Raw genomic sequence first — 20724 nt, forward strand, 5'->3', positions numbered from 1 at the left:
GATCCATATCTCTCATTAATTAGGGGAATACTGCCATGAAACCCAAAAAAAATATTGTCCTGATCACCGGCTGCAACGGACGCATCGGCGATGCGGTAATGCGGCGGCTGACCGGACGTTTCAGCGATGTCGTGGGCTTCGACCGCAACGCGCCCTCTCCGCCGCCGCCCGACTGCGTGCGCATACCGGTCGATATCGCTTCTGATGACAGCTTACGCGAGGGACTGCGCATCCTGCGGGAACACCACGGAACCCGCATCGCCGCCGTGGTCCATTTAGCTGCCTATTACGATTTCCTCGGCAAGCCGAGCCCGAAATACGACGCGATCACAGTCGAGGGCACGCGACGTCTGCTGCGTGGGCTGCGCGAGGGCACCGGACGCATGCTGCGCGAGGGCTTCGAGGTCGAGCAATTCATTTTCGCCAGCACCATGCTCGTGCACCGGCCGGGCGAGCCGGGCCAGTTCATCACCGAGGACTGGCCGATCGGGCCAACCTGGGCCTACCCGGAGTCGAAGGTCCGCACCGAGGCGCTCATCCGGGCGGAGCGCGGCGCGATTCCCGCCGTGCTGCTTCGCTTCGCCGGCGTCTACGATGATGTCTGCCACTCGCCGCCGCTCGCGCACCAAATTCAGCGCATCTACGAGCGGCAGCTCGCCGGCCATCTGTATTCCGGCGAGACCTCGCACGGCCAAGCCTTCATCCACCTGGACGACGTGGTGGATGCCATCGAGCGCGCCGTGGAGCGTCGCGCCCAACTGCCGCCGGAGGCGGCGATCCTCATCGGCGAGCCGGAGACGCTGAGCTACGATGAACTGCAGCATACGTTTTCGCGGCTGATTCGCGACGAGTCGTGGGAGACGCACAATATTCCCGGGCCGATCGCGAAGGCCGGCGCATGGGTTCAGGACCACATTCCCGGCCAGGATCAGTTCATCAAGCCGTGGATGATCGATCGGGCTAACGATCATTACGCCCTCGACATCACGCGCGCCCGCACCTTGCTTGATTGGGCGCCAAGTCGTTCGCTGCGCCAGACACTGCCCAAGATGGTAGCGGCATTGCAGGCCGATCCGTTCAGCTGGTACCGCGAGCACGGCCTGGAGCCGCCCGCGTCGATAACGCAGAAAGCAGAGCAAGCCGTGCCGCAGGTGACCGAGCAGCCCGAGCACGCGCCGGCGTCAGCGCATGTGCATGTGCATGCGCAAGGCTGCCTGATGCATGCCTGCCCGATGCACCCGGAAGTCTGTCAGTCTTCGCCGGGAAACTGTCCGCGGTGCGACACGAACCTGGAACCCCTCGCGCCGCCATCGCCGCAGGCGGTCGAATACACCTGCCCGATGCATCCCGAAGTCGTGCGCAACGAACCGGGCAATTGCCCCAAGTGCGGCATGACACTGGTGCCGCGCAGCGCCCCGGTGGAGCACGCGGACGAACATCCCGACATGATGGTCGACGAGCATCGGAAAATGCTCTGGCCGCACTATCTCAACATGATGCTCGGCTTGTGGCTGCTGACCAGCCCGTTTACGCTCGGCTATCTGAGCGATTTCGTCCCCGACGCGAATCAACTGCGCGTTATGGCCGAGCGCGGGCTGCCATCGTTTGATCTGCGCAACCTGCTGATGACCTGGAGCGATGTCATCAGCGGAATTCTGGTTGTGGTCTTGAGTGCCTTGTCCGCCAACGCGTCGCGCCGCTATCCGTGGGCGCAGTGGGCAAACGCCTTCGTCGGCGTCTGGTTGCTGTTCGCTCCATTGGTATTCTGGACACCGTTGCCAGAGGCTTATGCGAATGGGACGCTGATCGGTGCGCTGGTGATCGCGTTTTCCGTGCTGGTCCCGATGATGCCGGGCATGAGCATGGCCGGCATGATGGGCGGGCCCGACGTACCACCGGGATGGGCCTATACGCCGTCAAGCTGGTTGCAGCGCATGCCGATCGGGGTGCTCGCGCTGATCGGTTTTCTTATCGCACGCATTCTCGGCGCCTATCAGCTCGGCCATATCGATAGTGTTTGGGAGCCATTCTTCGCCGGTAGCGGTGACATGAAGGGCGTGATGAACGGCACGGAGACGATCATTACTTCGGACGTGTCCAAGGCCTGGCCGATTGCCGATGGCGCCCTGGGCGGCATCGTCTACATGGCCGAACTGGTGATGGTTTGGATGGGTGGAAAAACTCGCTGGCGCACCATGCCGTGGATGGTACTCGCGCTGGCCATCCTGATCCTGCCGCTGGGCGTGGTGAGTATCTATTTCGTCATCATCCAGCCGATTGTGATCGGCACCTGGTGCACGCTGTGCCTGATCGCCGCGCTCGCGATGGCGGTGATGATTCCCTACGCGCTGAACGAATTCGTGGCGATGGGCCAATTCCTGGTTTGGGCGCGCCGCCAGGGCAAACCGTTCTGGCGCACCTTCTGGACCGGCGACGCGATGGAAGGCGGCAGCGCCGACAGGTCCAAAGGGCTCATCGGAACACCGCGCGAGCAGATCGCACAGGCCACGCGCGGTGTGACCTATCCCTGGACGCTGACGCTCAGCATCGCGATCGGTGTGTGGCTCACGTTCACGCGGCTCAGCTTCGACACCTCGGGCGCCATGGCCGACAGCGATCACCTGATCGGTGCATTGGTGGTGACCTTCTCGATCATGGCCTACGCTGAGGTCGGCCGCGCCGTGCGCTTCATCAACATCCCGTTCGGCGTATGGTTGATCGCCGCACCGTGGCTGCTCGACGGTATCGCCTCGCCGCTGGCAATCTGGAACGGTGTCATCTGCGGAATACTGCTGATTGCATTGGCGATCCCGCGCGGCCCGGTCAAGGATTCTTATGCGGGCTGGGATCGATATATTGTTTAGGAACTCTCGGGAGGTATCGATGAACCATGACCTGAAACAGTATCCTCAGCCCATAACAGGTATGACGCTGCGCAGGTTGCCGGTCGCGATGCGCGCGCTGTTCTCATGCTTTCTGATCACGATCGGCATGGGATTTCTCGCGGCGATCTACTACCTCTTTCTGCAAGATGTCGACCCGCACCAGCGGATGGGTATGTCGCTCGTCCCCAGTGTGGCAGCGAAATACTATGGTGAACGGAGTGGCACTCGTCTTGAGTCCGCTTTACGCGGATCCATGTCGAGCCGGATCAGCGCTGCGGACAAGGCGAAGGTCGTCGGCTGGCTGCGAGATGGCGCGACGCAGGATGGATTCGCCGGCGTCCAGCCCATCTTCGAGAACACTTGCGCTGTTTGTCACAGCGCGAAGCCGGGTTTGCCGATCCCGCCTCTGACGACCTTCGAGCAAGTGAAGGCGTTAGCCCAAGTGGATATGGGAACCTCTCTTCTCGTGTTGGCACGCGTTTCCCATGTGCATCTGTTCGGCATCAGCATCATTTTTCTGCTCACCGGGACAATTTTTGCGATGAGCGAAATTTCCTGGAAATGGCGCTTGCCGATCCTTGTGATTCCCTACCTCGCCATCTGGGCGGACATCGGCTCGTGGTGGATGACCAAGTACGAGCCGGTGTTTGCATATGTGGTCGTGGGCGGCGGCGCGCTCCTGGGCTCGGCGCTGGGCGTGCAAATTTTCTTTTCGCTGTGGGAAATGTGGTTTGCTGATCGCCCATCAAAACACACTCGCCAGCGCATGCTTTGAAGACGCAGCGATCAGGACACCGGGATGACACCATGCCCGTCATCCAGCATGCGAAGTTTGCGCTGCGCTATGCCGCGTATACGTAGTTCAAAGGAGGAAAGCGAGATGGGCCACCGCGATGACGGCGCGACGCAATCCGATGCACTGGTGCTCTTCGGCATCACGGGGGATCTTGCCCACAAGAGAATTTTCCCGGCGCTCTATGCAATGGCGAAACGCGGCGGCGTCAACGTGCCGGTGGTGGGCGTCGCCACCTCGAAGTTGAGCTCGGCGCAATTGCGCGAGCGGGCGGCGGAGAGCATCGCGAAATCGGGCGGGATCGATGACCGGAAAGCCCTCGACCATCTGCTCTCGCTGCTTAGCTACGTGAGCGGTGACTATAACGCCCCGGGCACGTTCACGGCGATAAAAGAGGCGCTGGGCGGCGCCCGGCGCACTACCTGGCCATCCCGCCCGCGCGTCATCGTCGAAAAACCGTTCGGGCGCGACCTGGCGTCGGCGCGGAAGCTCAACCGCATCGCGCTGTCGGTGTTCGCTGAAGACGCGATCTTCCGCATCGACCACTATCTCGGGAAGGAGGCGATCATGAATATCCTCTATTTCCGTTTCGCCAATTCGTTTCTCGAGCCGATCTGGAACCGCAACTTTGTGGCCAGCATTCAGATCACGCTGGCCGAGGATTTCGGCGTGGAGGGCCGCGGCGCGTTTTACGAAAGCGCCGGTTGTTTGCGTGATGTTATCCAGAACCATTTGTTCCAGATTGTCGCGCTGCTGGCCATGGAGCCGCCGGCCTATCAGGGCTATGGCGCCGTGCACAGCGAGAAAACCAAGGTGTTCCAGGCCATGCGCCCGCTGCAGCCGGACGACGTGGTGCGCGGCCAGTACACCGGCTACCGGAAAGAGCCGGGCGTGGCGCAGGGCTCGGATGTCGAGACGTTCTGCGCTCTGCGGCTGTTCATCGATTCGTGGCGCTGGGAAGGGGTGCCGTGGTATCTGCGCTCCGGCAAATGTCTGGCTGAAACTGCGGCCGAGGTCCTGGTGGAGTTGAAGCCGCCGCCGCAAAGGCTGTTCGACGATTCAGCCCCGGTGGACGGCCGGGCCAATTATCTGCGCTTCCGTCTCTCTCCCAACGCTGCCGTCGCCCTCGCCGCACGCGTCAAGCGCGCCGGCAAGGAGTTCGTCGGCGACCAGCGCGAACTCTACCTGCTGGAGGAACAGCCGGGAGAGCAAACACCCTACGAGCGGCTGAAGGCGATCGCCGGCAGCCACCCGTTCCAGATCGTGCTCGCCGGCAAGGCGCATCCGCGCGACGAGGGAGGTAAACACCTGATCGAGCAACTGCATGCGTATGCTCGCGCACTCGAAGGCAGCTTGCCGGTCGCCTATCTGCCCGACTACGACATGGAAACCGCGCTTGCCCTGGTGTCGGGCGTGAACCTGTGGCTGAACACGCCGCTGCGTCCGCTCGAAGCCTCCGGCACCAGTGGCATGAAGGCCGCGTTCAACGGCGTACCGAGCCTATCGGTGCTCGACGGCTGGTGGATTGAGGGCTGCATCGAGGGCGTGACCGGCTGGGCGATCTGCAATGCGGCGGGTGTGGCGGATGATGAAGCGAGTGCGCTCTACGACAAGCTCGAGCAAGCGGTGCTGCCGCTTTATTACGGAGACAGCGGCGATCCGGCTGGCTGGGTCAAAGTGATGAAAGGCGTGATCAGCAAGAACGCGTCCTATTTCAACAGCCATCGCATGATGCGCCGCTATGCGACGGAGGCGTACATCCGATGAGGCATTCGTGAAACGCGGCGGCAAATAATGAGCGAGGAGATAGGATATGGACTGGTTAGCGCAGAACTGGATATGGGTTGTGATTTTCGTCCTATTCATCGGCATGCATCTGTTCGGACACGGCGGGCATGGCGACCGTGGCGGTGGCGGGGACGAGTATCGGTATAACGCATGAGATCAATAGCATCCGCTGAATGAAGAATCGCGCGTCAATCCACAAACGGGTAATTTTGCGGCTGTTGATTGCCTGGCTCGCGCTATCTGTAGTCATCGGCGCCGCAGTGTCGTATTTCGAAATACGCAAGGCGGAAGCGCTGGTGCTGCAACTCGCGATCGCCGGATCGCGCAGTTTCGCAGCGTCTAATCTGTATCACTTCAATCGCCCCGGCGAGGCGCATGAAGCCGCATTGAGACGGCAGGCCGAGCAGCTTCTCAGGCAGCAATTTTTAATGATCACGCTATATGACCGCGACCGGCACCCGATTCTGCAAGTCGCGGCGCCCGGAGCAAGCGCAGTTGATCTGATGCAACAGCATCGGCACTTGTTACTCCCCGGGCGGACGGCGCAGCACAATGCCACTTTTTTTCGCCAGCGGCTGCTGATGCATATTTTGCTGCCCCTCAAGCAGTCTGACGATACGCTGGCCGGCTATTTCGAGGGCGTGTACCAAGTCGATCCCCAGACGTTCGCGCGTATTCGCAACGACGTGCTCGGCGCCTTGTCGTTAGTGGTGCTGGTGACGCTTGCTAGCGCGCTGGCGCTGTATCCTGTGATTATTTCGCTGAACCGCGAATTGATCAAATTTTCGGGTGATTTACTAAAAGGAAACATCAATCTGATGGAGGTGCTGGGAAGCGCCATCGCAATGCGCGATGCCGATACCGGGGCGCACAATTATCGCGTCACGATTTATGCCGCCCGGCTCGGCGAAACAATCGGCCTCGCGCCGTCGCAGCTACGCAAGTTGATCGCGGGCGCCTTTCTACATGATGTCGGCAAAATCGGCATCAGCGACACAGTCCTGCTCAAGTCCGGTCAGCTTAGTGATGACGAGTTGCGCGTCATGCACGGCCATGTATCGCTAGGCGTCGATATCCTGCGCAAATCGGAGTGGCTGCAGAACGCCCGCGACGTGGTGGAATTCCACCACGAGCGCTACGACGGCAACGGCTATTTGCGCGGGCTCAAAGGCGAGCAGATTCCTTTGAACGCTCGCATTTTCGCGATCGCCGATGTATTCGACGCGCTGGTGTCGAAGCGCCCTTACAAAGAACCGTGGCCCATTGACGAAGCGCTGTGTCTGCTTGAGCGCGAGCGCGGCAAACATTTCGATCCGGTCCTGCTGGATGCGTTCGTCGATATAGTGCACACGGTTTACACGCAGATAAACGGCGCGGATGAAACAACCGTAGCGCGCCTGCTGGATGAACTGGTTAAAAAATATTTCTTTGACTGATGTTATGCGATGGCGCTGACCGGACGTGCCGCGCCATCTTGCTGGGCTCGCAGCGCTTGCGACAATTCTCGTTTTGTTGGCAACTTTTTAGGAGGAACGATATGACGATCGTACGGAAGATGTTCCGGGTGGAGGGCATGCACTGCGGTGCGTGCGCCGTTTCCACCGGCATGGTGCTCAAGACCGTGAAGGGTGTGAAATCCGCGCACGCGGACTACGACGCGCGCAGCGCGGAGGTCGAGTACGACGACATCCAGGCCGGTCTGGCAGCGCTGAACCAGGCGCTGGAAGGGTTGGGCTACCGGCTGGAGGAGAGGACATGATCGACATGCTCTTCATCACTGTTCCCAATTGTGCCCAATGCGCCAAGGCCAAGCACGTGATCGAGAAGGTGCAGCCCGATTTCCCGGAGCTGAAGGTGGAGTACATCGACGTCACCGTGCACCCGGAGATCCTGCAACAGTACCGCGTGCTGTCCGCTCCCGGCATCGTGCTCAATGGCAAGCTCGAATACACCGGGGGACTTGAGGAGGATGCCTTCCGCGAGCGCCTGAGGCAGCTTTCCGGCGCGTGACCACAGGGAAGGACGAGCGCGAACGGTTGTCTGGGGCGTAGCTGAAGCGCCCCACGTTGCGCGCATCCGCGATGCTCTAATCGGCGTCCAGCGCGGTGATTGCCGATGTGGCGCCTTACGAGGGTCGAGGTTGCGGTTGACCTGTCACCTGCGCATAGGTTGTACAGTGCCTACACGCGCTCATGCATCCGAGGATGGCGCGCGGGAAGAGCGAGCGCGAAAGCTTGTTCAGGTTGCGTAACAATAACATGGCTAATCTCAACAGGAGGTCGCATGGATTTGTTCTTATCTGCAAACGCTGGTGCAAAGCGGGCAGAACGCATCGTGGCGCGCGTGTTCCGGGATTATCCCGGCAGCATGGCAGTGCGTTTGTGGGATGGACAAACCCTGGCCTTCGGCACTGGCGCGCCTGCATTCACCCTAGCTTTTCGGGAACCCCGGCCCTTGCGGGAACTGATCCTGTCGCGCGATCCGTTGCGTCTGGCCGAAGCCTATTTTCTGGGGAAGGTGGATATTGAGGGTGATCTCTATGCCGCCTTGCATCTTAAGGACTATCTGCAATCCTTGCGCCTGTCCATCATCGAGAAGGCCGCCTTATCTTTCTGGAGCGCTTTTGTTGGGGAATTCTGCAGATGAGGATGCAGGTACCGCTTCGCCAGGCTGGCGCGCATCCTTGGCTACCCGCCTGGCGGGCGCGCATTCCAAGACACGGGATCGCCAGGCCATCGCTTTCCACTATGACGTATCCAATGATCCTAGAAAAAAGCGGTTACCCGATCCTGCTCGCATGATTTTGGAGCAGTCGCTGCGCTGGAAGAGGAGAGATTCCGGCGAGAACCCATTTGAGATGATCGCAGACGAGATTCCAGACGGTAGTCTGACTCAACTGCTCCGCAGCCTGGGCGACCCAGGTCTGAAGCAAAGCAGAGACACGCATCAGCGCTGCCCGAGCCTTCTCGAAATGGGCGTGCAAACCGGTCAGCGTGATCGTCGTTTGGCCCGCATGTTCCGTTCGGCGCCCCACCGAGGACATCAACCACGGGCGGCGGGTAATCGCCTCGCGCCGAGCCTCTGGATTGGCCAGACGAACGAAGAGACTCCACCAGTTGTAGATGAGCGCTACCGCGCGCGGCGAGTTGGCAGCGGTGCAGATCATGCGTAGTAAACCCACCCCAGCCCCACTGGTTCTTCAGCTCGTCGAAGGCGTTCTCGGCATCGGCCCGATCCCGGTAGAGCTGGCCCAGACCGAGAATCTCGTAGTCCGTGTTGGCCACCAGCACGGCATATTCATAGCCGGTAATGCCCTTGCCGGACTTTTTATCTGCCTCGATAAAGGGGCCAGCAACTGCTGGCCGTCATCCTCCCCGCATATCATGATTTCGCCAGTGAGCGGTCGGCGTATCACGACGACCCGGCGTTTCGTTTCCCAGCCGGTGAGCGCCAGTTCCCCATCTTTTCCCTCCCAGCCTTGGCCGGCGTCCGTCCAGCCCGATTGGCGGAACAGGCTGCCGATGTGGCGCTTGACGTTCTTCGAGAGCTTGAGCTTGAACAGGTAGGGTTGGCTCCGTTCCTCCAGTGCCGTCATCAGCGGGTCGTTGCCAAAGGCGCTGTCGCCACGCACCAGCTTCGGTTTCTTGCCCGGGGGCAAGTCGTCGAGAATCTGCAACAGTCCGGGTTGGGTGTGCTTGGCCGTGTGCTCGTTACCGGCACGGACTTCGACACCCAGCACCAGGCGGGTGTTGGCCATGAGGTAGGTGTGGTAGCTGTGCGACGGGCGACCCGGCTTTCTCGGGTTGTAGGAGATGACCGCGCCCTCCTGATGGCCATACAGCGGCTTGACGGTGGTATCGGTATCGAGAATCCAGGGCGCATCGAGCAGCCGGGTAATGCTGCCGGACAAGTGTGCGTCCAGCCAGGCCGTGCCTTCAGTTTCGGGAATGCGTTTCAAGGCATTGCGCAAGGCATCCTCGGAGATGACCCTCTTCATGTCGAGCAGGCCGGGGTTGACGCCATCGCAGCGTATGGCTGTTACGTGCGAGTAGCGCTTGTGGCCCGACAGCACCGAGAGCATCCAAGTGCCCAGCACATCCGCCCGGCTCGGCGCATTGGGGCTGGTGTAACTCAGCGGACAGCTTTCCAGCCAGCGCGACCACAGTCCAGTCAAGGTGAGAAACTCGATGAAATAGGCCAGTTGTCCCATCGGCGTGGCGGTACTTTCGGTATCCCAGCGTACCTGTACCCGACCCGCCATCGTCTGCACACCTGCGCACGACAAAAGCATTTCTTCGCGCTTCGCCAGCTTCTTTTTCGACTCACCCATTGGGTGACCCCTTTAATGGTTATGAATCCCACAGCCTGCCTGAGTTTCAAGCAGTTTACACACCGTCAACTGAGATTTTTAGGTTGAAATGTCCGGGCTCAAAAGCAATCTGAAAATTCACCGAAATTCAGATTTTGTGCGGTGCACTCGATTGTTCGGCGCTTCCCTAGGGCTGGGTACATGAAGAGCGTCTTGGTCATCCGCCGCAACACTTGCTTGGCGGATTATGTACGCGGTTGAGTTTGCATGAGTGACTTTAACCCAATTCATACAATCTTTTCCGAATACGGCAAATTTGATGCTGATCGCAAAAACCCCATGTAAAACGGCTTATTCCTCCGAGACTTTCTTTCGATCCATCGCTAATCTGTTTCCATCAGCCACACCCACCAGGGTGCACACTGACCGAAGGGAGAGAATGCCTATGTACTCCGCCACATCGACCAAGCAAAAGGATGTTTCGATGACAACCCGGTTCGATGCCGAACACACGGATGAGACGATCGAAACCCGGCTCTGGCTCGAAGAGCACGATTGGCTATACGCGCTTCTGAAGAGCGAACAAAACGTCTCGCCGACGTTTCGCTTCCCCGACTTGATCAGTGCCTGCGTATCGCTGGTTTTCGCCAACGACGATGCCTCGGAGCGTATCTTCGAATTCCTCGGCACGGAACTGGTACTGCGTCCGCCGCACGGCCCGCGCCGTCGTGAGTCCATGTGGATGCCGCAATACGACCTGCTGCTGGCCGTGCAGCGGTCACCGGCAAACCGGCATCCGAATCCGAAGTTTCAACTCGACCAACTGACGACTGCATGTGTGGCTCTGAGCAGTCAGGCCGACCTGTCGGGCGCGAATGTCCTGCAGCAGGCCCGCGTCAACATGGCCAGTCGGGCTGCTAGAAGGAGGGAATCGCATTTGACAAGCTGACTTGGCCATCAAGGCCAGACCTGTAACAACGGTGCCCGCCACCCTGACCTGCTGATTCACCCGCTGCTGTACCACCCCGCCTAGGCCATCGTCGCCAAGGCTCACCCGAACCCGACCACGGCCGGACATTCCGGTCCCGACATCGATGCCCGCGCACCGTGCGCGACGCACTGGTCTTCGTTGGGGTGAGTGATGCGACATCTTCAAACCGCTGGACTGCTTTTGCTGCTGTGTGCTCCCGCGTATGCCCGAGCCTGCTGGGAGCAAGCCGCGCAACGCTATGGCGTTTCCGCGCAGCTGCTGTACGCGATTGCCCGCGTCGAGTCGCATCTAAACCCCCTGGCGGTCAATCGCTCGCACCGGAGCCGCACCGGGTCGTACGACATCGGGCTGATGCAAATCAACAGCTCGAACCTGCGCACGCTCGCGCGCTACGGCATCCACGAGCGCGATCTCTACGATTCCTGCACCAACATCCACGTCGGCGCCTGGCTGCTCGCCCATAGTTTTTCGCGGCACGGCGCTACCTGGGACGGTGTCGGCGCCTACAACGCGGTCTGCACCCAACTCAAGGGCGCGGCCTGCCAGAACGCCCGCGCCAGATATGCGTGGCTGGTCTATCGGCAGCTTCCGTCCCAACAAGCTTCGCAACGGCAACCCGCTTCAACGAAGGCCAAACGTTCCCACGATGTTGCCCAAGACGGGCATCCGCTGATTCTTTCCGCGCGGGTGTCGCCATGACGCTCAGCACCTGCCGGCTCTTCGCCGTAGCAAGCATGGCAGCGAGCATTGTGCTGTTCGTGACATCGTGCAGTCTGCTGCCAAAACGCCAGGGCGAAGGTGGAAAAGCCAGCCACGCTGGTCAACGCGCTCCCGTCCAGCGTATCGCTCAGATGGAATTCGGCCGCGACGCAGCGTTTGCCGTTTGCACGGAACCGGCATGCCCCACGGTCACCCGAAAATCCTTGGCTGTCGCGCCGGATGCCGCTGCGTCGATAGCACCCAAACCAACGGTCAATTCGGCGGCGTCGAGTACCGATGTTCCCCAGCCGGTGGCCGATCGCGCCACCACCGCGCTTGCCGCCATTCCCGTCGCAGAACGACACGAGGTGATCGTGCATTTCATGTCGGGAAGCGCTGCGCTCACACCTGCAGGCAAGGCCGCACTTACGCAATCGCTCGCCTATGCGCGTAAAGCCAATCGCATCGTCATCTCCGGTCGCACCGATAGCATCGGTGCCGGCAACCCCAATCAGTCGCTTGCCCGCGCACGCGCGTTCGCCGTGCGCGACTACCTGCGCCGGCGCGAGCCCATGCTTCCCGCTCTCATGGTGATCGAAGCCCGTGGCCGCTGCTGCTTCATCGCATCCAACGACACGCCGGAAGGCCGACGGCAGAACCGTCGTGTCGAGATCGTCTTCAGCGTTCCCGAGCGGGTGGCGCCATGACGCTTAAGTCTTCACCTGCTCACTACGTGTCGAGTCAAGTCATTCGACGTTCAACTTTCCTTGGAGAACTTCTCATGAGTACAGCACTTCTCAATTCGCCCACGACGCATCCCAACTTGAGCCGCAAACCGCTAGCCGTGACCCTGATGATCTCGCTCCTGATCGGCTTGTGCACCGCCTTCCCGGGCTATGCCCTGGATCTGGTGGCCTTCACCGGCATCACGGGTCCGCTGACGTCCGCGCTCACTCAGATCGCCAGCCTGGGGCCGGGTATCAAGGCGCTGGTCGGGTTCGTGGGATTCGTCGTCGCGCTGATCTCGCTCTCCGCATTGCGCAACTTCGGACCGGTGCTGTTCTACATCGGTCTGGCGATCTTTGCCGCAGTGGGCCTCGTGATCGCCGGCGCGATCATGGGCGCGGTTCTCTGAGCATCGATTGCCGACCACGAGCGGGAGAGCGCTATGCAGGCGGAAACCTATATTCCCCGGCGTCTCGACGACCAGTGGAAGCTCGGATTCTGGGACGTCGACGTTGCCGCCCCGATCCTCTTCTGCTTCTTCGTCGGTTACATGTCCGGCTCCAAGGCTTCATTCGCCGTCTGCTTGGGCGTAGGCATCTTCCTCTCCCGCTGGCTCTCCCGCACCAAGGCGGACAAGCACCCGGCCTTCGCGATGCACTGGATCTACTGGCGCCTGCCGCCCAATCCGCTCACCGCGATGCGTGTGACGCCGCCTTCTCACCTGCGCCGCATGGTCGGCTGAACCGGACGGGCCCGCTATGGACTACGCCAAGCTCAGCAGCGATCTGAAGGAGATGCGCCGCCGCAACCGGGGCTTAGGTCTGGCCATCGGCGGCCTGGTCGCAGCACTGCTTACCTGCCTCGTCATCATCCTCAACCTGATCGGCACGGAGCGCACCATCGTCGTGCCGCCGTCGATCGACAAGACCTTCTGGGTCACCAAGGACCGCGTCAGCCGCGAGTATCTGGAGCAGATGGGCAGCTTCGTCGCCTGGCTGATTCTGGACGTCACGCCCGCATCGATCGACTGGAAGAAAGACATCCTGCTCAACTACGTCGCGCCCGACCGGTACGGCGCCATGAAGTCGCGCCAGGAAATCGAGGCCGAGCGGCTCAAGCGCATCAACGCCAGCACTTTTTTCCTGCCGCAGCAGCTCGTCGCGAATGAGGACAACCAGACCGTCGTCGTTCGTGGGCGCTTGCGCACCCAGGTGAACGGCCAGGACACGGCGACGGAAACCAAGGCCTACCTCGCCGAGTTCCAGTACGTCGGCGGCCGCATGCATCTGAAAGCCTTCAAGGAGATTTCCCAATGATCAGCAAGCCGTGGTTTTTGCCGCCGCTGGCGACGGCGGCAGCGCTCGCCAGCCTCTCCGCCCATGCCCTGCAGATCGTCGAAGCGCACGACGGCGTCACTGTCGAAGCGGTCATCGCGATCAAGGAACCGACCCGCATCCGGATCGAGAACGCATCGATCACCGACGTGTTCGGCAACCTCTACTCGAGCAATTGCGGGCTGCCCGCCGCCGCGGCGGGTACGCCGTCGCCCGCGACACCAACCGTCAATCCGGCCGGCGAAATTGCGCTGGAGTGCGACCGCGACAAGGGGGAAATCTACGTGCGCCCGGTCGGCGACTCGACCAAGCCGGTCAACCTGTTCGTGTCTTCGGCGAACGCCACCTACACACTGCTGCTGCGGCGCTCGGACACGCCGTCCGACACCATCGTCATCCGCGACAGGACAGCGCGACTGGCGGGGCCCGAACTTTCCCCCACGCGTCAAGGTCCGCTCGGGGCGTCCGCCAATCATATCCGCGCGATGAAAGCGCTGCTGGTGGCGATGGCCTCCGACCGGGTCGCACCGGATGTGCGCGTGGAAGAAATCGACCGGCCGGTCCAGCTCTGGAGCGAGGCCAAGTTCTCGCTGATGCGGACCTACGAGGGACGCGGCCTGGTCGGCGAGAAATACCTGCTGACCAATATCAGCGATCAAACGATGGTGCTGGCCGAACAGGAATTCGACCGGGAGGAGGGCGGCGTCGTCGGCGTCGCCATCGAGAACCTCAATCTCCGCCCCGGTGAAAGCACCAGCGTCTACGTGATCCGGCTGGGGAGCTGACCATGGGCGCATTCGATACATCGAAGTTCAGGAGCGCGATTGGGCGTCTCACCCCGAAGCAGCGCCAGTACGCAACGCTCGCGGCGATCATGGCGTGCGGCGTCGGGGCCTTGTGGGCCGTCTTTGCCTTCACCGGCGGCGCAACGAAGATCGCCGATTCACAACAGTCCGCCGTATCCGCCGGTGCGGCCTCGGTCACCAACATCGGCGTCATGTCGCCGGGCCAGCAGGTCAATCCGGTCGACCAGTGGGTCGGTACCGCCGGCCGCAAGCTCGCCCAGTACGAGCACGAGCGCGAAGAGCAATCCCGCGTCAACCGGGACCGCAAGGAGTTCGAAGACAGGACGATGCAGCGTTTCGGCGAGCTGGAGCAACGGCTGACTGCGGCCGGACAGGCTCAGACTGCCGCTGCAACACCACCGCCAACGCCAACACCACCGGCACCGACGCAGTATCCACCTCCCAGCGCTTTGCCCGCCAATCTGCCTCCGCCGCCTGGGCGATCCGTTCCGTCTGCGGCAGTGCCTGCGGGTGCGCCGGCCGACGGCGTGGAAACACGGACACCGGGACTGGTGCATGTGTCGATGGCCGACGCAGGCAAGGTGACGCAGTCCCAGGCACCCCAGTCTCCGTCCGCCAAGCCGGGGCGCAATGGCGGCGGCCGCACCGGCACGATCGACACCTATCTGCCGGTCAGTTTCACGCGCGGCGTTTTGCTTGGCGGGCTGGACGCACCGACTGGCGGCCAGTCCCAATCCAATCCGCAGCCGGTGCTGATCCGGCTTTCCGACAACTCCGTGCTGCCCAACAAGTTCCGGGGCGAGTATCGGGAGTGCTTCGTCATCGCCGCCGGCTATGGCGACATCAGTTCCGAGCGCGCCTACCTGCGCACCGAGAACCTGTCATGCGTACGCGATGACGGCTCCACGCTCGAAGTCAAGATACAGGGCAGCGTGTATGGCGAAGACGGCAAGGTCGGCATGCGCGGGCGTCTGGTCACCAAGCAGGGACAGATGCTGGCCAACGCCCTGCTCGCCGGCATCGCCAGCGGCATCGGCCAAGGCCTGTCGACATCCTCCACGAACTACAGCACCTCGGCGCTCGGCACCATCGCCAGCACCTCAGGCAGCGAAACCTACCGCGCCGGGCTCGGCAGCGGCGTCGGCCGCGCGCTGGACCGGCTGGCCCAGTACTACATCAAGCTCGCCGAACAGACTTTCCCCGTCGTCGAAATCGACGCCGGTCGCGAGGTCGATGTCGTCATCACCAAGGGTGTGCGCATTGACGCACCCGTCATCGCCAAAGCTCGCCCGACATCGAACGTCGCCTTTGCGCGCCGTTCGCCCGAAGAACGCTACCTGAAGGAATCCGACGATGAAGACTACTGACCGTGCGCTGCTGGCTGTCGCCCTGGCCCTTGCGGGTATCTCTTTCGACGCCGCTGCGGCAGCCGACGAGACGCGCCTGCTGGCTGCACTGCAGAAGGCGCACCCCGGCACACACTTCACCGGCGTCTCCCGCACACCCATTCCCGGTCTGTACGAGGTGTGGATGGGTCCCAACGTGGCGTTCGTTTCCAACAGGAACCTGCGCTACCTGGTCTTCGGCCGCGTGTTCGACACGAAGACCATGACCGACCTGACCGCGCCGAGACTCGCCCAAGCGGAGCGCCTGCGATTGGTCGCCGGGGATCGGGAAGACATCGCGCCCGCCGTCCCGGTCGAGCAGTTACCGCTGGCCGACGCCATCAAGACCGTGCGCGGCAACGCCAGCCGCACCGTCGTCATCTTCAGCGACCCCGCCTGTCCTTATTGCAAGCGGCTGGAACCGGAGCTCGATAAGCTCGACAACGTGACGATCTACACGTTCCTGGTGCCGTTCCAGGGCTATGCGCTACCGACCGCCGTCTGGTGCGCTGCTGACCGGCAGAAAGCCTGGCACCAAACCATGCAGCGGGGCGACCAGAGTTTGCTAGCCACGTCCCCATCGCCCACCTCCTGCGCGCATCCGCTCGAACGCAATCTCGCGCTCGCCCAGCGGCTGAAGGTGCGCGGCACGCCCACGATCTTCTATGCGGACGGCCGTCGCAGCGATGGCTATGTCGATGCCGCCGAAATCGAATCCCGTCTGGTGCTTGCGGCCTCCCATTCGCCCGATGCCGGCGCTGCCCGTCAGAAGGAGGCCCCGCAATGACCCTCCCATTCATTTCGACGCGCGGCATCACCGCGCTGGTCGCCTGCGTTTCGCTCCTGTTGTCCGCGTGCGCCAGCATCAGCGGCCTGGGCGGCAGTACCGAGTACGGCTGCAAGGCGCCGCAGGGCATGCAGTGCGATTCGGTGTCCGGCAATTATTACAACGCGATCCGGAACGATCTGCCGAGCCAGCGCCGCCAGACCGATGCGGCGGGCAGCACTGCTGCCGCTGGTCCGCGACCGGCCGCCGTGAATGCCTCGGCAGTGGCAGCCGCACGTTTGCCGGTTATCGGCCAAACGGGCACCGGCAATACGCCGCCCGTGACACTCGCGGCCTTGCCCCTGCGCTCCCAGGCCCGCGTGCTGCGGCTCTGGTTCAAACCCTGGGAAGACGCGGACTACGACTTGTACGACCAGGGCTTCGTCTACGTGCAGATCGACAATGGCCGCTGGCTGATCGATCACGCGCAGCGGCGGATCCGCGATGCCTATGCACCGATTCGTCCGCCGCACCCGGCCGCTTCGGCATCGGTGTCGCAGCCCACCACCGCACCAGCCAAGCCGGCCGATCCCGGTTTCTTCGGTGCCGCTCCGCCAGAGAACACGCCCGGCCCCCTGGCAGCCCCCTCGAAACCGTTGCCGGGCGCGAGCGATCTGCCTGCCGACGACGGCCAATGACCGCGTAAACCAGGGAGATACTCATGTTCGATTCCATTCGCACAGGATTGCTCGATGCCGTCGGCGCCGGTCACGGGAGCAATGGTTTTTTCGGGTTGCGCGGGCGGGACGAATCGCCCGCCGAGCAATTCGCCAGTTGGCTGCCCTATTCGGCCTATATCGGCGGCGACGACATCTTCGTCAACCGCGACAACCTCGGCTTCATGCTCGAGGTCATGCCTCAGTCCGGCGCGGACGAACGCATGGTCGAAGTGCTGATCTCCCTATACGCCACCTGCCCCAAGGGCGCGGGGGTGCAGTTTCACCTGTTCGCGTCGCCGCATGTGCGCGGCCTGTTGCGCCACTACGCCAATCTGCGCATGGAGGACGAGGACCAGGCCGAGAAGGCCAAGCACTGGGGCCGTCCCGCACGCAACGAAAACCTGTTTCGCCGGCTCGCGCGCCAACGTGTCGGCCATCTGCTGCACGGCGCGCAAAAGTCGATGACGTCCGGATTCCATTACACCATCCGCGACTTCCGGCTGATGATGAGCGTGGCGCTACCGGGCAGTGCCGACGACTTGAACCGGCGCGACGAACTGATCGCGCTGCGCGAGGCCATGTCCACCACCTTGCGTGCAGCCTCGCTGCCCAACCGTGTCTGCGACGCCGCCGACCTGATCAACTGGTGCTCGCTGTTCACCAACCCGGACCGCATCTCGCGTACCGACACACCCGATCTGCGCTACGACGACGGCCGCGAGATCCGTGACCAGATCGTCGATTTCGACACGATCCAGGACGCCTATGCGAACGGGCTGCGCCTGTGGAAGGAAGGCGACTCCAACGCGCTCGAAGCGCGGTTCTACTCGATCAAATCCTTCCCGGAGCGCTTTGCGCTGTGGCAGATGGGTTCGCTGATCGGCGACCTGATGCAGCCGGCGCTGCAATACAACGCCCCGTTCCTGCTGACGATGGGCGTCCACATGCTCGACCCCAACGCGACCAAGACCATGGTGACGGCCAACCACGTCCGGGCGACGCAAAACGCCCAGAGCAAGATGGCCGCGGTGATGCCGGACGTCAACAAGAAGCTGAAGGATTGGAATGCCGCCGCCGATGCGATCGATGTCGGCGGCGCGCTGGTCAGCATGTACCACCAGTTCGCCATTTTCACGCCCCCCGACAAGGCGGTCGCGGTCGAGGAAACCGCCAAGGCGATCTGGCGCGCGCGGGGATTCGAACTCAACGCCGACGTGTACATGCACCGCCAAGCGCTGATCGCCAGCTTGCCGATGACGCTGTCCGAACGGTTCCATGGTGATCTCAGGAAGATGCGTCGCGTCACCCGCAAGACCATGGCCAACGCCATTCACTTAGCGCCCTTGATCGCCGAATGGCGCGGCACGCGCACGCCGACGCTGGTCTTCGGCGGCCGGCGCGGCCAGTTGATGACGCTGGACCTATACGACAACGATTTAGGCAATTACAACTTCGCGATCATCGGCGCCCCTGGCTCCGGCAAGTCGGTGCTGATGAACGAGATGGCCTGGTCGTATCGCGCGATCGGCGCCAAGGTCTGGATGCTGGACCTGGGGCGCTCGTTCGAGAAGCTGTGCCGCAAGGCCCGTGGCACCTACATCGAGTTCCGACCGGACGTCGATATCTGCCTGAACCCGTTCTCGATCGTGCAAGACATCAACGAGGACGTCGACATGCTGGTGCCCGCGATCGCCAAGATGGCATCGATGCAGCACACGCTCGAAGAGGTACAGTACAAGGCCATTTCGGCGATGATCTTGAAGCTCTTTCGGGAGTACGGTCGCGACCTCACGGTTACCGGCCTGCGCGACGCCTTCAAGACAGGCACGATCGAGGAACTCGGCGTGGTCAACGATTCACGCATCCGCGATCTGGCGATCATGCTCAACCCCTATGCCAGGGGCGGCCAATATGAGCGCTTCTTCGAGGGGCGCAGCAGCATCGATTTCAGCAACGACTTCATCGTCATCGAGAACGAGGAACTCAAGCGCAAGCCCGACCTGCACGCGGTCGTCAACATTCTGCTGCTGTACCAGATCACTGGTGAGATGTACCTGACGCGCAATCGCAAAAAGGTGCTATTCATCGACGAACTGAAACAGCAGCTCGGCGATATCGGCGCCGACGACCCGGTCAAGGCAGCCGTGGTCGAAGAAGCTGCACGGCGCGCCCGCAAGTACGGCGGCGCATTGGGCACCGCGACGCAGAGCGCCGACGACTATTACGGATCGGCGCAGATGGAAGCCGCGTTCAACTGCTCCGACTGGGTCTTCCTGCTGCGGCAAAAAAAAGAATCGATCGAGATGCTGGACCGCAAAGGCCGGCTGACGATGGATGAATCGAAGAAACGCCTGCTCAATTCGCTGCGCACCGAGCCCGGCGTGTTCTCCGAGCTCTACATCTCCTCGCCGGTGGGCGAAGGGGTCGCCCGCAACATACTCGATCCGGCGACGCACCTGCTGTTCTCCAACAAGCTGGAAGACAACGCACCGATCGACGAACTGCGCGCACGAGGCTACAGCATCGATGACGCGATCAGCGAGTTGCTGCGCCAAAGAGGGCATGTGGTATGAAGGTATTCATTGTCCACTTTCTCACGACCGCCTTCGTCGTGGCGATCGCGCTGCTCGCCTACGACCGCATGGTGGTGCGCCCCGCGCAGCTGATCGGTGTCGTCGATGTCGGCGAGGTGTACCGGCTGAAAGAGGCCGAGTTCACCCAGATCGTCACCAAGACCACTTCCGAGGACGACCGCCAGAAAGCGCTGCTGATGGCGCGTCAGTTCGCGCAGCGGCTGCCGCTTGCGCTGGAAGAACTGCCCCGCGACTGCCATTGTCTGGTCATCGTCCGCACGGCGGTGGCCGGCGTCCCACCGAACACTGTCGATCTCACGGCGCTGTTGAAGCGCAAGGTGGACGCGCCATGAATACTGATTACTCCACATTGGATCCACGCATTCAGGCTGGTGGACTACCACGTCGGGCGCTCCGGCTCTTCGGCAATTCGCTGCGTCACGCGCGTGCGCATTGGATTCTCTATACGCCGGTATTTGCCATATGGGGATTCGCGTTCGCACGCGTCTTCATCGATCCGACGCCGCACCTGCCGATTCTCTTCAACTGGACACCCAGTGTCCCGTACAAAGTCGCGGTCGTGCAATACGGGGGGCAGCAATCGCTCAGGTGTGGCGATTTCGTCGTCTACGCGTTCGACGGGGAAGCCCAGCGCATTTATCCGGGCCTGCGCGCGCAACCTTTTTTCAAACAAATTCGCGGCGTGCCGGGAGATCGCGTCACGGTCGTCGGCCGTCAGGTGTTCGTGAATGGCCAGCCGGTGGGCTTCGCGAAGGCATACACCTTCGATCGCCATGCGCTCGACCCGATCGCCGAAACGGTGATCCCGCCCGGTTACTACTACGTGCAAGGGACCCATCCGGACAGCTTCGACTCGCGCTACCGCGCCAGCGGTCTGGTGCGCGCGAATCAGGTGATCGGCAAGGTCAACCCTTTGTTCTAGCGGAGAC

At 62.0% G+C, this 20724-nt stretch carries 23 protein-coding genes; 21 read left to right on the forward strand and 2 right to left on the reverse strand.

Going from position 1 to position 20724, the window contains the following annotated elements; translation table 11 throughout:
* Window positions 1–35 precede the first annotated feature (35 nt).
* The 8 genes from GZH91_RS02460 to GZH91_RS02495 all read left to right on the forward strand — a co-directional run bounded on the left by GZH91_RS02460 (window position 36) and on the right by GZH91_RS02495 (window position 8112).
* Window positions 36–2864: an SPW repeat domain-containing protein gene (locus tag GZH91_RS02460; RefSeq protein WP_147074295.1), complete on the forward strand. Its 2829-nt coding sequence runs from the start codon at window positions 36–38 to the stop codon at window positions 2862–2864.
* Between the two features lie 19 nt (window positions 2865–2883).
* Window positions 2884–3660, forward strand: a complete 777-nt coding sequence (locus GZH91_RS02465) for a hypothetical protein (protein WP_198415373.1) — start codon at window positions 2884–2886, stop codon at window positions 3658–3660.
* A 105-nt stretch (window positions 3661–3765) separates the two neighbouring features.
* Window positions 3766–5445 carry an alpha-glucan family phosphorylase gene (glgP, locus tag GZH91_RS02470; protein WP_174861864.1) on the forward strand — a complete coding sequence of 560 codons (1680 nt, stop codon included), beginning with the start codon at window positions 3766–3768 and terminating at the stop codon, window positions 5443–5445.
* A gap of 46 nt (window positions 5446–5491) precedes the next feature.
* A complete protein-coding gene (locus GZH91_RS02475) occupies window positions 5492–5620 on the forward strand; it encodes a DUF2933 domain-containing protein (RefSeq protein WP_147074297.1) in 129 nt (42 codons plus the stop codon).
* 19 nt (window positions 5621–5639) lie between these two features.
* Entirely contained in the window at window positions 5640–6902 is a 1263-nt protein-coding gene (locus GZH91_RS02480; RefSeq protein WP_223264600.1) for an HD-GYP domain-containing protein, read from the forward strand.
* Window positions 6903–7003: 101 nt separating this feature from the next.
* Window positions 7004–7225 carry a heavy-metal-associated domain-containing protein gene (locus GZH91_RS02485; protein ID WP_161984157.1) on the forward strand — a complete coding sequence of 74 codons (222 nt, stop codon included), beginning with the start codon at window positions 7004–7006 and terminating at the stop codon, window positions 7223–7225.
* The gene (locus GZH91_RS02490) at window positions 7222–7476 is read left to right on the forward strand and encodes a thioredoxin family protein (protein ID WP_147074300.1); all 255 of its coding nucleotides are present in this window, start codon (window positions 7222–7224) and stop codon (window positions 7474–7476) included. The genes GZH91_RS02485 and GZH91_RS02490 overlap by 4 nt, the downstream gene beginning before the upstream one ends.
* 273 nt (window positions 7477–7749) lie before the next feature.
* On the forward strand, window positions 7750–8112 hold the full coding sequence (locus GZH91_RS02495; protein WP_147074302.1) for a DUF7884 domain-containing protein: 363 nt from the start codon (window positions 7750–7752) through the stop codon (window positions 8110–8112).
* Between the two features lie 133 nt (window positions 8113–8245).
* Here GZH91_RS02495 and GZH91_RS17740 read toward each other — a convergent pair whose 3' ends face one another.
* Together GZH91_RS17740 and GZH91_RS02500 are read right to left on the reverse strand one after the other, a co-directional pair.
* Window positions 8246–8632: a hypothetical protein gene (locus tag GZH91_RS17740; RefSeq protein WP_198415375.1), complete on the reverse strand. Its 387-nt coding sequence runs from the start codon at window positions 8630–8632 to the stop codon at window positions 8246–8248.
* 33 nt (window positions 8633–8665) lie between these two features.
* Complete coding sequence (locus GZH91_RS02500) at window positions 8666–9796, reverse strand: transposase (protein ID WP_198415376.1); 1131 nt, start codon at window positions 9794–9796, stop codon at window positions 8666–8668.
* Between the two features lie 424 nt (window positions 9797–10220).
* Here GZH91_RS02500 and GZH91_RS02505 point away from each other — a divergent pair, with 424 nt between their 5' ends.
* The 13 genes from GZH91_RS02505 to traF all read left to right on the forward strand — a co-directional run bounded on the left by GZH91_RS02505 (window position 10221) and on the right by traF (window position 20717).
* Window positions 10221–10724 (forward strand): hypothetical protein, encoded by a 504-nt coding sequence (locus GZH91_RS02505; protein WP_147074305.1) that lies wholly within the window; start codon window positions 10221–10223, stop codon window positions 10722–10724.
* A gap of 192 nt (window positions 10725–10916) precedes the next feature.
* The gene (locus GZH91_RS02510; protein ID WP_147074307.1) at window positions 10917–11465 is read left to right on the forward strand and encodes a lytic transglycosylase domain-containing protein; all 549 of its coding nucleotides are present in this window, start codon (window positions 10917–10919) and stop codon (window positions 11463–11465) included.
* A 35-nt stretch (window positions 11466–11500) separates the two neighbouring features.
* Complete coding sequence (locus GZH91_RS02515) at window positions 11501–12172, forward strand: OmpA family protein (protein ID WP_161984158.1); 672 nt, start codon at window positions 11501–11503, stop codon at window positions 12170–12172.
* 74 nt (window positions 12173–12246) lie between these two features.
* Window positions 12247–12600, forward strand: coding sequence for a hypothetical protein (locus tag GZH91_RS02520; protein WP_147074311.1), 354 nt, complete (start codon window positions 12247–12249; stop codon window positions 12598–12600).
* Between the two features lie 33 nt (window positions 12601–12633).
* A complete protein-coding gene (gene traL / locus GZH91_RS02525) occupies window positions 12634–12933 on the forward strand; it encodes a type IV conjugative transfer system protein TraL (RefSeq protein ID WP_147074312.1) in 300 nt (99 codons plus the stop codon).
* 16 nt (window positions 12934–12949) lie between these two features.
* Window positions 12950–13507, forward strand: coding sequence for a type IV conjugative transfer system protein TraE (traE, locus tag GZH91_RS02530; RefSeq protein WP_147074314.1), 558 nt, complete (start codon window positions 12950–12952; stop codon window positions 13505–13507).
* Window positions 13504–14310 (forward strand): type-F conjugative transfer system secretin TraK, encoded by an 807-nt coding sequence (locus GZH91_RS02535; protein ID WP_147074316.1) that lies wholly within the window; start codon window positions 13504–13506, stop codon window positions 14308–14310. Before traE ends, GZH91_RS02535 begins: the two co-directional genes overlap by 4 nt.
* Window positions 14311–14312: 2 nt before the next feature.
* Window positions 14313–15698, forward strand: a complete 1386-nt coding sequence (locus GZH91_RS02540; RefSeq protein WP_147074318.1) for a TrbI/VirB10 family protein — start codon at window positions 14313–14315, stop codon at window positions 15696–15698.
* Window positions 15685–16503, forward strand: a complete 819-nt coding sequence (locus GZH91_RS02545) for a DsbC family protein (RefSeq protein WP_147074320.1) — start codon at window positions 15685–15687, stop codon at window positions 16501–16503. The genes GZH91_RS02540 and GZH91_RS02545 overlap by 14 nt, the downstream gene beginning before the upstream one ends.
* A complete protein-coding gene (locus tag GZH91_RS02550) occupies window positions 16500–17180 on the forward strand; it encodes a TraV family lipoprotein (RefSeq protein ID WP_147074322.1) in 681 nt (226 codons plus the stop codon). The genes GZH91_RS02545 and GZH91_RS02550 overlap by 4 nt, the downstream gene beginning before the upstream one ends.
* A gap of 23 nt (window positions 17181–17203) precedes the next feature.
* Window positions 17204–19774, forward strand: coding sequence for a type IV secretion system protein TraC (traC, locus tag GZH91_RS02555; protein ID WP_147074324.1), 2571 nt, complete (start codon window positions 17204–17206; stop codon window positions 19772–19774).
* Entirely contained in the window at window positions 19771–20127 is a 357-nt protein-coding gene (locus tag GZH91_RS02560; RefSeq protein WP_147074326.1) for a hypothetical protein, read from the forward strand. Before traC ends, GZH91_RS02560 begins: the two co-directional genes overlap by 4 nt.
* Window positions 20124–20717, forward strand: a complete 594-nt coding sequence (gene traF, locus GZH91_RS02565; RefSeq protein WP_147074328.1) for a conjugative transfer signal peptidase TraF — start codon at window positions 20124–20126, stop codon at window positions 20715–20717. The genes GZH91_RS02560 and traF overlap by 4 nt, the downstream gene beginning before the upstream one ends.
* Window positions 20718–20724 lie beyond the last annotated feature (7 nt).

The sequence above is a fragment of the Sulfuriferula plumbiphila genome, assembly GCF_009938015.1.
In the GTDB taxonomy this organism is placed as follows: Bacteria; Pseudomonadota; Gammaproteobacteria; order Burkholderiales; family Sulfuriferulaceae; genus Sulfuriferula; species Sulfuriferula plumbiphila.

What these genes read in the sequence shown, in the direction of transcription:
- GZH91_RS02460 (WP_147074295.1), top strand. Translation starts at nt 36, where the DNA reads ATGAAACCCAAAAAAAATATTGTCCTGATCACCGGCTGCAACGGACGC.
- GZH91_RS02465 (WP_198415373.1), top strand. Translation starts at nt 2,884, where the DNA reads ATGAACCATGACCTGAAACAGTATCCTCAGCCCATAACAGGTATGACG.
- glgP (WP_174861864.1), top strand. Translation starts at nt 3,766, where the DNA reads ATGGGCCACCGCGATGACGGCGCGACGCAATCCGATGCACTGGTGCTC.
- GZH91_RS02475 (WP_147074297.1), top strand. Translation starts at nt 5,492, where the DNA reads ATGGACTGGTTAGCGCAGAACTGGATATGGGTTGTGATTTTCGTCCTA.
- GZH91_RS02480 (WP_223264600.1), top strand. Translation starts at nt 5,640, where the DNA reads ATGAAGAATCGCGCGTCAATCCACAAACGGGTAATTTTGCGGCTGTTG.
- GZH91_RS02485 (WP_161984157.1), top strand. Translation starts at nt 7,004, where the DNA reads ATGACGATCGTACGGAAGATGTTCCGGGTGGAGGGCATGCACTGCGGT.
- GZH91_RS02490 (WP_147074300.1), top strand. Translation starts at nt 7,222, where the DNA reads ATGATCGACATGCTCTTCATCACTGTTCCCAATTGTGCCCAATGCGCC.
- GZH91_RS02495 (WP_147074302.1), top strand. Translation starts at nt 7,750, where the DNA reads ATGGATTTGTTCTTATCTGCAAACGCTGGTGCAAAGCGGGCAGAACGC.
- GZH91_RS17740 (WP_198415375.1), bottom strand. Translation starts at nt 8,632, where the DNA reads ATGATCTGCACCGCTGCCAACTCGCCGCGCGCGGTAGCGCTCATCTAC.
- GZH91_RS02500 (WP_198415376.1), bottom strand. Translation starts at nt 9,796, where the DNA reads ATGGGTGAGTCGAAAAAGAAGCTGGCGAAGCGCGAAGAAATGCTTTTG.
- GZH91_RS02505 (WP_147074305.1), top strand. Translation starts at nt 10,221, where the DNA reads ATGTACTCCGCCACATCGACCAAGCAAAAGGATGTTTCGATGACAACC.
- GZH91_RS02510 (WP_147074307.1), top strand. Translation starts at nt 10,917, where the DNA reads ATGCGACATCTTCAAACCGCTGGACTGCTTTTGCTGCTGTGTGCTCCC.
- GZH91_RS02515 (WP_161984158.1), top strand. Translation starts at nt 11,501, where the DNA reads ATGGCAGCGAGCATTGTGCTGTTCGTGACATCGTGCAGTCTGCTGCCA.
- GZH91_RS02520 (WP_147074311.1), top strand. Translation starts at nt 12,247, where the DNA reads ATGAGTACAGCACTTCTCAATTCGCCCACGACGCATCCCAACTTGAGC.
- traL (WP_147074312.1), top strand. Translation starts at nt 12,634, where the DNA reads ATGCAGGCGGAAACCTATATTCCCCGGCGTCTCGACGACCAGTGGAAG.
- traE (WP_147074314.1), top strand. Translation starts at nt 12,950, where the DNA reads ATGGACTACGCCAAGCTCAGCAGCGATCTGAAGGAGATGCGCCGCCGC.
- GZH91_RS02535 (WP_147074316.1), top strand. Translation starts at nt 13,504, where the DNA reads ATGATCAGCAAGCCGTGGTTTTTGCCGCCGCTGGCGACGGCGGCAGCG.
- GZH91_RS02540 (WP_147074318.1), top strand. Translation starts at nt 14,313, where the DNA reads ATGGGCGCATTCGATACATCGAAGTTCAGGAGCGCGATTGGGCGTCTC.
- GZH91_RS02545 (WP_147074320.1), top strand. Translation starts at nt 15,685, where the DNA reads ATGAAGACTACTGACCGTGCGCTGCTGGCTGTCGCCCTGGCCCTTGCG.
- GZH91_RS02550 (WP_147074322.1), top strand. Translation starts at nt 16,500, where the DNA reads ATGACCCTCCCATTCATTTCGACGCGCGGCATCACCGCGCTGGTCGCC.
- traC (WP_147074324.1), top strand. Translation starts at nt 17,204, where the DNA reads ATGTTCGATTCCATTCGCACAGGATTGCTCGATGCCGTCGGCGCCGGT.
- GZH91_RS02560 (WP_147074326.1), top strand. Translation starts at nt 19,771, where the DNA reads ATGAAGGTATTCATTGTCCACTTTCTCACGACCGCCTTCGTCGTGGCG.
- traF (WP_147074328.1), top strand. Translation starts at nt 20,124, where the DNA reads ATGAATACTGATTACTCCACATTGGATCCACGCATTCAGGCTGGTGGA.